This is a genomic window from Crenobacter oryzisoli (assembly GCF_030385785.1).
Lineage (GTDB): Bacteria > Pseudomonadota > Gammaproteobacteria > Burkholderiales > Chromobacteriaceae > Crenobacter_A > Crenobacter_A oryzisoli.
The window spans coordinates 32,823-46,809 of the sequence record NZ_JAUEDK010000018.1 but is presented as its reverse complement, the minus strand read 5'-3'; the positions used below and the strand labels follow the sequence as shown (position 1 = coordinate 46,809).

At 61.0% G+C, this 13,987-nt stretch carries 13 protein-coding genes; 9 read left to right on the top strand and 4 right to left on the bottom strand.

The annotated features are described in order from the left end of the window. Positions 1-99: 99 nt before the first annotated feature. From pyrG to QU481_RS11390, 5 genes are all read left to right on the top strand, one after another. Complete coding sequence (pyrG, locus tag QU481_RS11410) at positions 100-1,737, top strand: CTP synthase (RefSeq protein ID WP_289830122.1); 1,638 nt, start codon at positions 100-102, stop codon at positions 1,735-1,737. Positions 1,738-1,783: 46 nt separating this feature from the next. After that, positions 1,784-2,635, top strand: a complete 852-nt coding sequence (gene kdsA, locus QU481_RS11405; protein ID WP_289830120.1) for a 3-deoxy-8-phosphooctulonate synthase — start codon at positions 1,784-1,786, stop codon at positions 2,633-2,635. 96 nt (positions 2,636-2,731) lie between these two features. Further along, entirely contained in the window at positions 2,732-4,015 is a 1,284-nt protein-coding gene (eno, locus tag QU481_RS11400) for a phosphopyruvate hydratase (protein ID WP_289830118.1), read from the top strand. A 3-nt stretch (positions 4,016-4,018) separates the two neighbouring features. Next, positions 4,019-4,303 carry a cell division protein FtsB gene (ftsB, locus tag QU481_RS11395; protein WP_289830117.1) on the top strand — a complete coding sequence of 95 codons (285 nt, stop codon included), beginning with the start codon at positions 4,019-4,021 and terminating at the stop codon, positions 4,301-4,303. A 126-nt stretch (positions 4,304-4,429) separates the two neighbouring features. Beyond that, entirely contained in the window at positions 4,430-6,250 is a 1,821-nt protein-coding gene (locus tag QU481_RS11390) for a GGDEF domain-containing protein (RefSeq protein ID WP_289830116.1), read from the top strand. A 68-nt stretch (positions 6,251-6,318) separates the two neighbouring features. Here QU481_RS11390 and QU481_RS11385 read toward each other — a convergent pair whose 3' ends face one another. Together QU481_RS11385 and QU481_RS11380 are read right to left on the bottom strand one after the other, a co-directional pair. Next, complete coding sequence (locus QU481_RS11385; RefSeq protein WP_289830115.1) at positions 6,319-6,636, bottom strand: RnfH family protein; 318 nt, start codon at positions 6,634-6,636, stop codon at positions 6,319-6,321. Further along, positions 6,629-7,066 (bottom strand): type II toxin-antitoxin system RatA family toxin, encoded by a 438-nt coding sequence (locus QU481_RS11380; RefSeq protein WP_289830113.1) that lies wholly within the window; start codon positions 7,064-7,066, stop codon positions 6,629-6,631. Before QU481_RS11380 ends, QU481_RS11385 begins: the two co-directional genes overlap by 8 nt. A 157-nt stretch (positions 7,067-7,223) precedes the next feature. Here QU481_RS11380 and smpB point away from each other — a divergent pair, with 157 nt between their 5' ends. The 4 genes from smpB to QU481_RS11360 all read left to right on the top strand — a co-directional run bounded on the left by smpB (position 7,224) and on the right by QU481_RS11360 (position 11,781). Continuing rightward, positions 7,224-7,670, top strand: a complete 447-nt coding sequence (gene smpB, locus QU481_RS11375; RefSeq protein WP_289830112.1) for an SsrA-binding protein SmpB — start codon at positions 7,224-7,226, stop codon at positions 7,668-7,670. 3 nt (positions 7,671-7,673) lie between these two features. After that, positions 7,674-8,024, top strand: a complete 351-nt coding sequence (locus QU481_RS11370) for a hypothetical protein (protein ID WP_289830111.1) — start codon at positions 7,674-7,676, stop codon at positions 8,022-8,024. A 57-nt stretch (positions 8,025-8,081) separates the two neighbouring features. Next, entirely contained in the window at positions 8,082-9,653 is a 1,572-nt protein-coding gene (guaA, locus tag QU481_RS11365) for a glutamine-hydrolyzing GMP synthase (protein ID WP_289830110.1), read from the top strand. Positions 9,654-10,209: 556 nt separating this feature from the next. Continuing rightward, positions 10,210-11,781, top strand: coding sequence for a DNA cytosine methyltransferase (locus tag QU481_RS11360; RefSeq protein ID WP_346432431.1), 1,572 nt, complete (start codon positions 10,210-10,212; stop codon positions 11,779-11,781). Here QU481_RS11360 and QU481_RS11355 read toward each other — a convergent pair. Both QU481_RS11355 and QU481_RS11350 read right to left on the bottom strand, forming a co-directional pair. Then, positions 11,744-12,202 carry a very short patch repair endonuclease gene (locus tag QU481_RS11355; RefSeq protein WP_289830109.1) on the bottom strand — a complete coding sequence of 153 codons (459 nt, stop codon included), beginning with the start codon at positions 12,200-12,202 and terminating at the stop codon, positions 11,744-11,746. The genes QU481_RS11360 and QU481_RS11355 overlap by 38 nt on opposite strands. Before the next feature lie 15 nt (positions 12,203-12,217). Then, on the bottom strand, positions 12,218-13,987 hold the full coding sequence (locus tag QU481_RS11350) for an AIPR family protein (RefSeq protein WP_289830108.1): 1,770 nt from the start codon (positions 13,985-13,987) through the stop codon (positions 12,218-12,220).

Genomic DNA, 13,987 nt, shown 5'->3' with positions numbered 1-13,987 from the left:
ATTGCCCAAGCCGACATGCCGACAAGCGGCGAGATGTCAACGGTTCAAACCGGGCCGGTTTCGGGTTAAAATCCCGGATTCCCACGGATCAATATTCCCATGACCAAGTACATCTTCGTGACTGGCGGCGTGGTGTCCTCCCTCGGCAAGGGCATCGCCGCTGCGTCCATTGCGGCCATCCTCGAATCGCGCGGGCTGAAAGTCACCATGCTGAAGCTCGACCCCTATATCAACGTCGACCCGGGCACGATGAGCCCCTTCCAGCACGGTGAAGTATTCGTCACCGAAGATGGCGCCGAAACCGATCTCGACCTTGGCCACTATGAGCGCTTCATCCACGCCAAGATGAAGAAGTCGAACAACTTCACCACCGGCCAGGTGTACGAATCGGTGATCACCAAGGAACGCCGCGGCGACTACCTCGGCGGCACCGTGCAGGTAATCCCGCACATCACCGATGAAATCAAGCTGAAGATGGGCGAAGGCGCCGGCGATGCTGATGTGGCCATCGTCGAGATCGGCGGCACCGTTGGCGACATCGAGTCGCTGCCGTTCTTGGAAGCGATCCGCCAGATGCGCTCCAACCTCGGCCGCAAGAACACCCTGTACGTGCACCTGTCGTATGTGCCGTACATCGCCGCCGCCGGCGAAATCAAGACCAAGCCGACCCAGCACTCGGTGAAGGAACTGCGCGAAATCGGTATCCAACCGGACGTGCTGCTGTGCCGCATGGACCGCGAACTGCCGGAAGACGAAAAGCGCAAGATCGCCCTGTTCTGCAACGTCGAAGAGAACGCCGTGATCGGCTGCTACGACGCCGACAGCATCTACCAAGTGCCGGCGATGCTGCACGCCCAGGGCATCGACGAGATCATCTGCGAGCAGCTGCAGCTGGAACTGCCCCCGGCCGACCTGTCGGTGTGGAGCCGCATCATCGATGCGATCGAGCATCCGGACCACGAGGTCAACATCGCCATGGTCGGCAAGTACGTCGACCTGACCGAGTCGTACAAATCACTGTCCGAGGCGCTCAAGCACGCCGGCGTGCATACCCGTACTCAGGTCAACATCCACTATATCGACTCGGAAGAAGTCGAGCGTGACGGCTGTGCCGTGCTGAAGGACATGGACGCCATCCTGGTGCCAGGCGGCTTCGGTAAGCGCGGTGTGGAAGGCAAGATCAAGGCGGTGAAATACGCACGCGAGCACAACATCCCGTATCTGGGCATTTGCCTGGGCATGCAGATCGCGCTGATCGAGTACGCCCGCGACGTGGCCGGCCTGACCGGCGCAAACTCGACCGAGTTCGATCTTGAGACCGAATACCCGGTGGTGGCGCTGATCGACGAGTGGGTGAACCACGACGGCAAGATCGAGACCCGCGACGAGAACTCCAACCTGGGTGGCACCATGCGCCTGGGCGGCCAGGCCTGCGACCTGGTGCAGGGCTCGCTGGCGGCAAAAATCTACGGTGCCGAGCAGATCGTCGAGCGGCATCGTCACCGCTACGAGGTGAACGATCACTACGTGCCGCGCCTGGAAGCGGCTGGCCTGACCATCAGCGGCCGTTCCGCCGGCCACGAGAAACTGGTTGAGACAGTCGAGTTGAAGGACCATCGCTGGTTCTTCGCCTGCCAGTTCCACCCGGAATTCACCTCGACCCCGCGCGATGGCCACCCGCTGTTCATCGCCTACGTGAAGGCGGCCCTCGCCCACCAGGCCGAGAAGGCCCAGTAATCACTGGCACGGGCGGCTTGCCGCCCGTTTTGCTATGGAGCAGAGCATGAAACTGTGTGGATTCGACGTCGGCATCGACAAGCCGTTCTTCCTGATCGCCGGCCCCTGCGTGATCGAAAGCGAGCAGATGGCGCTCGACACCGCCGGCAAGCTCAAGGAAATCACCGGCGAGCTTGGTATCAACTTCATCTACAAGTCGAGCTTCGACAAAGCCAACCGTTCGTCGGGCAAGTCGTTCCGCGGCTTCGGCATCGACGAAGGCCTGCGCATTCTGTCGGAAGTACAGCGCCAGATCGGCGTGCCGGTACTCACCGACGTGCACACCGAAGAACAGGTACCGGAAGTGGCCTCGGTGGTCGACGTGCTGCAGACCCCAGCCTTCCTGGCCCGTCAGACCGACTTCATCCGCGCGGTGGCGATGTCCGGCAAGCCGGTCAACATCAAGAAGGGCCAGTTCATGGCGCCGGGCGACATGAAGCACGTGATCGACAAGGCGCGAGATGCCGCGGCTGAAGCCGGCCTCTCGACCGACCGCTTCATGGCCTGCGAGCGCGGTGCGTCGTTCGGCTACAACAATCTGGTGTCGGACATGCGCTCGCTGATGATCATGCGCGAGACCGCCTGTCCGGTAGTGTACGATGCCACCCATTCGGTCCAGTTGCCCGGCGGCCAAGGCACCAGCTCCGGCGGCCAACGTGAGTTCGTGCCGGTACTGGCACGCGCAGCGATCGCCTCGGGCGTCGCTGGCGTGTTCATGGAAACGCACCCGAACCCGTGCGAGGCACTGTCGGATGGCCCGAATGCTTGGCCTCTCGACCGAATGAAAGAATTGTTGGCCACACTGAAAGCAATCGACGCACTGGTCAAGTCACAACCGCTGCCAGAGCATTCGTTGTAAGCTTTGCCTAGTCTTTTCGGCCAGCCAGCTTCAAAGGGTGGCCGAAAGCATACCCGCTTTACACTGAAGACATCCTTAGACAAAAGGGGAGATGGAATGAGTTCGATCATCGACGTGGTCGCCCGCGAGATTCTGGATTCGCGCGGCAATCCGACCGTGGAAGCCGATGTCCTGCTGGAATCCGGCGTGATGGGCCGTGCGGCTGTGCCGTCCGGCGCGTCCACCGGCGAGAAGGAAGCCCTCGAACTGCGCGACGGCGACAAGGCCCGCTATCTCGGCAAGGGCGTGCTCAAGGCGGTGGAAAACATCAACACCGAAATCTGCGAAGCGATCATCGGCCTCGATGCCGCCGACCAGGCCTTCATTGACAAGACCCTGATCGAGCTGGACGGCACCGAAACCAAGAGCCGCCTGGGCGCCAACGCCATGCTGGCCGTGTCGATGGCCGTGGCCCGCGCCGCCGCCGAAGACTCCGGTCTGCCGCTGTACCGCTACCTCGGCGGCGCAGGCCCGATGAGCCTGCCGGTGCCGATGATGAACGTGATCAACGGTGGCGCGCATGCCAACAACAGCCTGGACATCCAGGAATTCATGATCGTGCCGGTGGGCGCCCCGACTTTCCGCGAAGCGCTGCGCTGCGGCGCCGAAGTGTTCCACGCGCTGAAGAAGCTGTGCAACGACAAGGGTTACTCGACCAGCGTCGGCGACGAAGGCGGCTTCGCCCCGAACCTGGCCTCGCACGAAGACGCGATCAAGCTGATCCTCGAAGCGATCACCCAAGCCGGCTACGTGCCGGGTGAAGACGTGATGCTGGCACTGGACTGCGCGTCCAGCGAGTTCTTCAAGAACGGTCAGTACCACCTGTCGGCCGAAGGCCTGTCGCTGTCGAGCGAGCAGTTCGTCGACTACCTGGAAACCCTGGTCAACAACTACCCGATCATCTCGGTCGAGGATGGCATGAGCGAGCACGACTGGGCGGGCTGGAAGATCCTGACCGACCGTCTGGCTGGCCGCGTGCAGCTGGTCGGCGACGACCTGTTCGTGACCAACCCGACCATCCTGGCAGAAGGCATCAAGGCCGGTCTCGCCAACGCGCTGCTGGTGAAAGTGAACCAGATCGGCACACTGTCCGAGACGCTGAAGGCCGTCGATCTCGCCAAGCGTTCGGGCTACACCAGCGTGATGAGCCACCGTTCGGGCGAAACCGAGGACAGCACCATCGCCGACCTCGCCGTTGCCACCAACTGCATGCAGATCAAGACCGGCTCGCTGAGCCGCTCGGACCGCATGGCCAAGTACAACCAGCTCCTGCGCATTGAAGAGGAACTCGGCGACGCTGCGTTCTACCCGGGCAAAGGTGCGTTCTACCAGTTGAAGTAAGCGATGCGCTGGCTCACCCTGACCCTGGTAGTCCTGATCCTTGCTCTGCAGTACCCATTGTGGTTCGGCAAGGGCAGTTGGTTCAGGGTGTGGCAGCTCGATCGTCAGGTCGCCGAGCAACATGTCGCCACTCAGCAGTTACTGGCACGCAACAGCGCGCTGTCGGCTGAAGTGCGCGACCTGAAGCTCGGTAACGACGCCATCGAGGAGCGGGCCCGCAACGAGTTGGGGATGATTCGCAACGGCGAAGTCTTCTTCCAGCTACTCGAGCCCGCTCGCGCCGGCTGACCAAAACGACCGATCAACGACAAGTGGGCCGCAGGCCCACTTGTTTTGCAACCTACCGATTTCATCCCGTCCGGCCCATCCCGGAGCCATTCCGGCCTAATGGGTCCGACCTTATAGTCCATAGCGATGGCACGCACAAAAGGTCTTTCCCGCGTCTGGTCCCCTCCCCCTCACAACCCGACCGAGGTTGCCCGCGAGGCACTTAAGCAGCTGGCCCTACAGAAGCTGGCACCAACACCTGACAACTACGCCCGTGTCTACCACGATATCCTGCAGGTACCCGCCAATCAGGAGCTGAAGCTCGCCGGTGAGCTGTACCGTTCACTCGAGGCCCTACCCGGCCAAACCCCGAGCCAGCAAGCCCTGTTGACTCGGTTCCGCCAGGAGACCGACAAGGGTCACTGGGAAGTCCTGCCGACCATCGCCATCGATTACGTCACACAAAGCCGCAATGCCACCTCCCTGGCCGAACCCTGGGGTGCCTTGCTGCAACAGCTGATCAAACAGTGGGACGTTGAACATTGGGACCGCGGCCAGTTACATCGGCGCGCCTCGCTGGAGCGGGTGCTGCTCGCCTTTGGCAACCAGCCCGCGGAACTCAACCGCACGCTCAGCAACCTGGTGAAGCAGTGGGCCACCCAGTCGGATGACAGCAACGGCGATGACGCCCGTTCAGCCGCCCCGCCGCCGCCACTCGGCGCTGACTGGCAGCTGGTACGCCGCCTACTGCAGCTAAGCTTCAAATACGGCATCGAGCCGCGGGTACAACTGCACCCGGCTCTCGCAGAAGCCTATCAGGTCCTGCTTACTGAGATCTCTGAACTCGGCGATGATCTCGACCTCAACAACTTTCTCACCCAGCTGCGTAATTTCTTCTTCAGTCTGGAGCTGCACAACAAGGGCGAGGAAAGTCTGGCGGTGGCCCTGCGCGACGTACTCAGTCTGCTGTTGGAAAACATTGCCGAGTTCTATCGCCCTGATAGCTATCTGACCGACCAGATCAGCGCACTGCAAGGCCTGCTCAGCGATGAACCGCTGACCCTCGACAGCGTTGGCCAGCTCGAAGCCAGCCTGAAGGAAGTGATCTACCAGCAGGGCATCCTGAAGAGTTCGCTCGACAAGGCCGCCAACGAGCTGCGCAGCCTGCTCGACCGTTTCATCGACCGGCTGTCGCTGATAACCGAAAGCGCCGACAGCTTCCAGGAGAAGCTGACCCAACATCGCCAGCAGATCAGCCAAGCCAGTGAAATGAGCGAGCTGACCCATATCGTCGCCGCACTGATGGACGACACGACCGGCCTGCAGCTGAACCTGGCCGAATCTCGTGATGAACTCACCGCAACTCGTAGCCAGATGCAGGAGGCCGAGTTACGTATCACCGAACTGGAAGCGGCGCTGGCGGCCGCATCCAGCCGGGTGCAGGAAGACCAGTTGACCGGTGCATTCAATCGCGACGGCTTGGCCGAGCGGCTGGAGCAGGAAATCCTGCGCGCCGAGCGCAACGGCCAACCATTGTGCCTAGCATTGCTCGACCTCGACGACTTCAAGAAGCTGAACGACAACTACGGCCACCTGGTCGGCGACGAGGCACTCAAGCACTTGGTCGACACGCTGCGTCGCGAAATCCGGCCTGCCGACGTGCTCGCGCGGTTCGGCGGCGAGGAATTCGTGCTGGTGCTGCCGAACAGCGCCGAGCACGAAACACTGCGCACCATTCAGAAGCTGCAACAGTCACTGGCTCGTGTGCCGCTGACCGCCGGCTCGGAGCGGCTGGTGATGACGTTCAGCGCTGGCGTAGCTCGTTGGCAATCGGGCATGCTCGACGTCGAACTGATCGACCGGGCCGACCGAGCAATGTATCTGGCCAAGCTGGCCGGCAAGAACCGGGTGCTTCTCGCCGACGATGACAGCCCCCCAACCGTATTGGACGAGGTGTCATCACGCTGAGTCCGACGCCGTCGTTAATGCAAAACAGGCCGCTTTCGCGGCCTGTTTTGCGGCAGCCCTGGCACGACTTATTCGTCGAGCGAGCCTCCGCCTTTTTTCATCGCCTTGCCAGCCTCCGCACGGCGCCGGCGCACCTCTTTCGGGTCGGCGATCAGTGGCCGATAGATCTCCACCCTGTCGCGCGCGCGCAGCACCGTATCAGGCTTCACCGCCTTGCTAAAGATGCCGAGCTTGAGATCGGCCAAATCGATGTCGGGAAACTGCTCGGCCAACTTCGACAACTGCACCGCCTGCAACGCGGTCGTCCCCGCCGGCACGGACAGGGGCACGATCATCTGGCGCTCAGGCCGGGCATAGGCCACCTCTACCTCGATCACCTCAGTCATCGCCGTACACCCGGTCCGCCTCCTTGATGAACGCGTCGACCAGCGTCCCGGAAATATGACCGAACACCGGGCCGATAATCTTCTCGAGGATCTTGCTGGAAAACTCGTAGGTCAGCCGGAACTCGATCTTGCAACCGAAATCGCCGACCGGATGGAATTGCCATACCCCTTCCAGGTGCTGGAACGGCCCCTCGACCAACTCCATCTTGATCTCACGATCGGAGACATTGCTGTTACGAGTGGTGAAGTGCTGGCGAATCTTCAGGTAATCGATGGTCAGGCTCGCCACCACCTCGTGGCCGTTGCGTGAGTGCACCTCGGCTTTGCCGCACCACGGCAAGAAGCGCGGATACCGCGGCACGTCGTCAACCAGCGCAAACATCTGAGCCGGCGTGTGGGTAACCAAAACGTTCTTTTCTACTACGGACATGGCGATAGGCTAAAAATCGACTTGCCCAAGATGCGGGCAAAGCCCCATTGTGCCATCGCAGCCAGCCCGGGTCACCCGTCCGGCGCGCAGTGTCCGGACAGCCGGCAGGCAAATCTGGTAAAATTCTTGATTTCCTGCACATAACCCGCCGCTTCACATGAGCATTTTGCAAAACCGCAAGGCCTTCCATGACTATTTCATCGAGGACAAGCTCGAGGCCGGGCTGGTGCTGGAAGGCTGGGAGGTGAAAGCCATCCGCGCCGGCCGGGTGCAGCTCAAGGAGAGCTACGTCAACTGGAAGGGCGGCGCATTCTGGCTGGTCGGCAGCCACATCACCCCGCTGCCCACCGCCTCCACCCACATCAAGCCCGACCCGGTCCGGCCGCGCAAGCTGCTGATGAACCAGTCGGAGATCAACAAGCTGATCGGCAAGGTGGAACGCGCTGGCTACACCCTCGTGGCGCTCGATCTGCACTATAACAAGGGCCGGATCAAGGCCGAGGTCGGCCTCGCCCGCGGCAAGAAGCAGCACGACAAGCGCCAGAGCGAGAAAGATCGCGAGTGGGACCGCGAAAAGCAGCGCATGATGCGCGACAAGGGCTGAGCGATGCGTAGTGCCGCCGCCCCGGTTCTGTTGATCATCGTCGGCTGTCTGTGGTTTCTGAAGAGCACCGAGCTACTGCCGAACACTACTACCTTGCTTGCGCTGCTGCTGGCGATTGCCGGCGTGGCGCTTTTGCTGCTCGACGGGCTGAACAAGTCAACGCTGGTGAGTTCGCCCCTGCTGGTCTATGCCGGCCTGGTGATCTATCTCTACGACGCCGCCTCATGGCGGCTCATGCCGCTGATCGCGCTGGGGATGGTGCTAGCGGGGGTATTGATGCTGGTTGCGCGCAGCCCGCGCATACCGGATCGCCGCCTACCGGCGCTGCCGAGCAAGTACCACGAGCAAGACTAATTTTTCTTTGCAAGACCGGAGCCTTAACCCGCCCGGCGCCGTACCCAAAGGACGACCATGGACAAAATCCTCATTCTCGACTTCGGCTCTCAGGTCACCCAGCTGATCGCCCGCCGCGTGCGCGAAGCGCATGTGTTCTGTGAACTGCACTCCTTCGACATGCCGATCGAGGAAATCCGCGCGTTCGCCCCGACCGGCATCATCCTGTCCGGCGGCCCGAACTCGGTGTACGAATCGGACTACCAGGCCGACCCGGCGCTGTTCGAGCTGGGCGTGCCGGTGCTGGGCATCTGCTACGGCATGCAATGGATGGCACAGGCGCTCGACGGCAAGGTCGAGATGGGCCACGTGCGCGAATTCGGCTTTGCCGAGGTTGGCACCGTCGCCAGCCGCCTGTTCGACGGTATCGTCGACCGTCAGGGCGACAACGGTGAGCATCTGATCGAAGTGTGGATGAGCCACGGCGACAAGGTCACCAAGCTGCCGGAAGGCTTCCATGTGATCGGCAGCAACGACGCCTGCCCGGTCGCCGCGATGGCCGACGAGAAGCGCCACTTCTACGGCGTGCAGTGGCACCCGGAAGTGACCCACACCAAGCAGGGCCGCGCGATGCTGAACCGCTTCGTGCTGGAGATCTGCGGTGCTCAGCCGTCGTGGACCATGCCGAACTACATCGACGAAGCGATCGCCAAGATCCGCGAACAGGTCGGCGACGAGGAAGTGATCCTTGGCCTGTCCGGCGGCGTCGACAGCTCGGTGGCTGCTGCGCTGATCCATCGCGCCATTGGCGACCAGCTCACCTGCGTGTTCGTTGACCACGGCCTGTTGCGCCTGAACGAAGGCAAGATGGTGATGGAGATGTTCGCCGACAACCTCGGCGTGAAAGTGGTGCACGTCGACGCCTCGGCCGAGTTCATGGGCAAGCTGGCCGGCGAGACCGACCCGGAGAAGAAGCGCAAGATCATCGGCGCCGAGTTCGTCGAAGTGTTCCAGGCCGAGTCGAAGAAGCTGACCAACGCCAAGTGGCTGGCCCAGGGCACCATCTATCCGGACGTGATCGAATCGGCCGGCGCCAAGACCAAGAAGGCTCACTCGATCAAGAGCCACCACAACGTCGGTGGCCTGCCGGAAACGCTGAACTTGAAGCTGCTCGAGCCGCTGCGCGAGCTGTTCAAGGACGAGGTGCGCGAACTGGGCGTGGCACTCGGTCTGCCGCACAGCATGGTGTACCGCCACCCGTTCCCGGGCCCGGGCCTGGGCGTGCGCATCCTCGGCGAAGTAAAGCACGAATACGCTGAGCTGCTGCGCCGCGCCGATGCGATCTTCATCGAAGAGCTGCGCGCTACCCGCGACGAGAAGGGCGTGTCCTGGTACGACAAGACCAGCCAAGCCTTCGCAGTGTTCCTGCCGGTGAAGTCGGTGGGCGTGATGGGCGACGGCCGCACCTACGACTACGTGGTTGCGCTGCGCGCGGTAATCACCAGCGACTTCATGACCGCACACTGGGCGGAGCTGCCGTACAGCCTGCTCGGCCGCGTGTCCAACCGCATCATCAACGAAGTGCGCGGCATCAACCGCGTGGTCTACGACGTGTCCGGTAAGCCGCCGGCAACGATCGAGTGGGAATAATAAATCACTGTATTTAAAGGGCTTTTAAGATAAGCCCTGCCAGAACCAAAGGGCCGGCCCATGTGCTGGCCCTGTTCTTTACTACGCTATTGACCGGCGCTTTGACCGCCGAAAAATGGTCAAAATTGGTCAGAAATCCTCTCTGACCGGTCAAGGAACGGTCAAGAAATCTTGCCGTCCAGTGCTCATCTCCCCGCACCGCATTGTTATACCTCTCCACACACAATTAGTGAAGGCACCGATGCCCTTCCTCCAGCAGGTCCAGTCATGAGTCAGCATGGAAGCCAAGGGAGCCCCATGCGGAAACCCAATTCATGAGGTGCAAATCCGTGCAATCTTCAAGGGGATCGGGGCCGGAGAGACAATCCTAGTAGAATTTGTCAGCAAGGCTCCTCTTCGCGGATGAGCTTCCCGATGCAAACCACCCTTTTCGCCAAAATTCCAACCAGGTAAAATCATGGCACGGGAGCACTCTGCGCCCGATAATCCGGTAGCATCCTTGGGCGCTTTTGGGCGCCCTTGTGCTTTGGCGCCAGAAACACCCCACTGAAATGAAATGGCGACACTAAAACCAATCCCTATAATTGACCTGTTCGCCGGCCCAGGTGGCCTTGGCGAGGGCTTTTCATCCGTTTCCGACGAGCACGGCGCCCCCATCTTCTCTCTAAGGGTCTCCATCGAGAAAGATGCGATAGCCCACAAGACCCTTTCGCTCCGCGCCATGTTCCGTCGCTTTCCGCGTGGCAAAGCCCCTGACTGCTATTACGACCACATAAGGGGGAACATCACTAGGGAGCAGCTATTCTCCCATCCTGATGCTCGTAACGAGGCCGCCGAGTCGCTGGCCGAAGCCAAGAATGCCGAGCTCGGGAAGACCCCCCCAGAGGAAATCGACCGCTGGATTTCCGAAGCGCTCAACGGAGAGCAGGACTGGGTCCTTATCGGCGGGCCGCCGTGTCAAGCCTATTCGATGGCCGGCCGCTCCCGTAGAACTCGCGAAGACATCGAAAAGTTCGAAAGTGATGAGAAGCACTTCCTTTACAAGGAATACCTGCGAATCATCCAGAGGTTTAAGCCCGCCGTCTTCATCATGGAGAACGTCAAAGGCATGCTATCCTCGACCCACGGCGGTGGACGGATTTTCGAGCGAATCATGGCCGACCTGTCTGCCCCGAACGAGGGACTCGAATACGAGATACGCTCCCTTGTCTCGCCGGGCGATTCAACCACCCTTAAACCAGCAGACTTCGTGATCGAGGCCGAACGTTTTGGCGTCCCTCAAGGGCGTCATCGCGTAATCCTCTTCGGCATACGCTCCGACGTAGCACGCGCCACCCCAGAGCTTTCTTCAGACCCTTCAAGGTTCAGCCTCGGGGCGGAAAACCTTCCTGTCTCCGTTGGAGAAGCCCTGTCCGGCCTACCTGCTTTACGCAGCCGCCTGTCTAAAGAATCCGACTCGCACGAAGCCTGGCTGAGAGCCATGCGCGAGACTCCCAAGCTACTAACAGGCATCGACCCGAGAGCGGCCGAAGCCGTGCGCCTTCAGATGGAAGCTGCCGCTCTCCGCGCCAAGTCTCACGAAACAGCAGGTGCTCCCTTTATCACCCACGACTTTTCCCAGAGCACACTCAGGCCAAGGCTACGCCGCTGGTTCTTGGACGAAAGGCTTGGGGGTGTAATCCAGCACGAGACGCGCAGCCACATGCGCTCGGATATCCACAGGTATTTTTTCGCATCCGCCTACGCCAAGGCGATCAGGGTCTCGCCAAAAGTGACACAATTTCCACCCGCCCTTCTCCCTGCACACGGAAACGTGCGTTCGGACAACGTCCCATTCGCCGACCGCTTCCGAGTGCAGCTTGCGGACTATCCATCCTCGACGGTTGTCGCACACATCGCCAAGGACGGTCACTACTTCATCCACCCGGACCCCGCGCAGTGCCGCAGCCTGACCGTCCGTGAGGCGGCTCGGCTCCAGACTTTTCCCGATAACTACTACTTTGCCGGCAACAAGACGCAGCAATACACGCAGGTTGGCAACGCCGTCCCGCCGTGGCTGGCTCGACGGATTGCGACCGTTGTAGCGGACTTCATGCACGCGGCGGGCAAAAGGCAATCTCGCCCCTGACCTCGCCTCCAGCGATCCACGACGAGAGGGCGGAGCCAATCCCCGCCCTAGTCGCCGCATCCCTCGTAGCGCACTCCCAAACGACAAGCACACGCCAGCCGGCGGCAACTAGGGCCTCCATTGCTCTCGCATCACGCTCCACGTTGCCTCTGAGCTTTTTCGACCAGAAATCCGTTCTCGTGGCTGGCATCTTTGCGTAACGGCAGCCGGCATGCATGTGCCAGAAGCACCCGTGGACAAAGATTGCGACCCGGTAGCGCGGAAGGACGATGTCGGGAGACCCGGGAAGGTCGTGTCTGTGGAGGCGGAACCTGAAACGCTCGGCGAACAGAGCCTTGCGAACTAGGATTTCAGGCTTGGTGTCGCGTCCTCGTATGCCCGACATCATTCGGCTGCGAGTCCTCGCGTCTACGACGTCCACCACGCCTCTTGCCCGTCAGCCGGCCCGAAACTCGGGAATACCCCCGGCGGGCTCTGAGTATTGGCGGGACATGATGGCCTCCCGGCACTCAGGCCGCTTGGCCCATTCCGAGACCATCCGGCCCCCAGCGGTCTTGTGGAGCTCGTCATTGACCTCTCTTCCCCATGTCCCGAGCTGGACCAACAATTCAGGTGACACCGCCTGCCGCTCCCATACTTTGGAGAGATCAAAACGATCACCCCAGCGGGTCGCGAGAAGCGATACCGTGTAGGCCGCCACGTTCGCTTGGAAAGCCTGAAAAAGCATCCGGAAGTGCTTTTGTGCAGCCTTAAACACGATGCCCTTCGCCACCATTGCCTTGTATTCCGCCACGTCTGGGGCTTCATAGGGTGTGTCGGCCTCGGCCACTGTCAGGGACGACATGAAGCGGTCAAAGCATTTCTGAGAGCCGAGGCTCACCACATCGGGCGCCCCGTCCCATACGACGATGTATTTCGCGAGGTCGGTCTTGGTGATTTTCCGCGTAGTCGGAATGGCGGCCTTCAGAGCCTTGCCCTTCGCTGTGTTCGCGCCCTCGCGGGCCAACATGGTGTTGTAGCTACCGGCGGCCCGCTCGTAGAACCAGCGTCCGACGCCATCCGGGCAATAGACGCTGAGCGAAAGGCGCTCGACGTCGATGTGAAAGGGTTTATTCGCCGAAAGGTCAGACTGTTTGACCGCGTTCTGGCTGTTAGCATAGCGGGATATGTCGGAAACTAGCGTCTCCTCCTTCACCGGATCCTGCTCCTTGAGGACGATAATTTTCGCCGGGACGCGCACCGACGAGAGGTCGGTATCCGGGAAGCGTTTCTTCGTGAAGAAAATCGAGGCTGTAGTCTGGCCACCGTTCACTATCTGCATACCCTTCAACCAAACGATGCCCGGCGAGCCGTCGGCAGCGCGTGCAAGGCGAATCTCGTCGGCCACGAGCACAATCCCATTGTTGTAGGCAATGAAGTTGCCGGGAGCCGTCCTCAGGGTGTTCTGTATCCCGGCGTTCACCCCCTTGCTCTTCACGCTCAGAAACGAGCGGACGTTGGCCTCAAGGAGACGCGGGCCGTGTTTTTCATAAACGTGCCGTAGCGCTTCACCTGGTATGGCCGTCAGGGCGTAGTCGTATTCGCCCGTCACCCCGGGGACAAAGACGCAGGGGAGCGGTTCCGACTCGAAGCTGATGATGAGTTCGTCGCGCGGCTTGCCCTCAGACCAGTGCCGGTGGAGCCGCTCGATGTCCATCACCTCGAGCCTGACGGTCTTCGGACCTACCTCTAGCGTCTTGAAGCTCTTCGACTTGGCTACCCTATCAGTCAGGACAAAGACGCGCACCTGCTCCAAGTCGTTGTAGATTTCATGGATTTGCATCGCAAGGGAGGAAACATCGGTCGACGGATCCAGCTTTGCCGCCATCTTCCCCTCGGCGCAAAGGGTCAGGAAGCGCAGGCACTGCTGGACGGCCCCCTTCGTATCCGTATCAGAGACAGGGGTGAGTTCATCTACACCGTCATATAGGCTCACGAACAAGTCGAGCTGGTCGAAGTCGTCGGACATCGCGAAACCGCTCAGACGTAGATTGGCGTTGCCCATCTTGCCTTGGTAGTGGCAGACGCTCGGCTCGAATGTCATCCCCACATCCGCGAGGTGCTGCATGACCACCTCCGTGAAGACCATCTCCGCGTAGGGTGCCCCCTCGCTCATCTGCGTCCTAACCTCCGCCTGCGTGTCCCTCAGAAAATCAACCAATTCCAT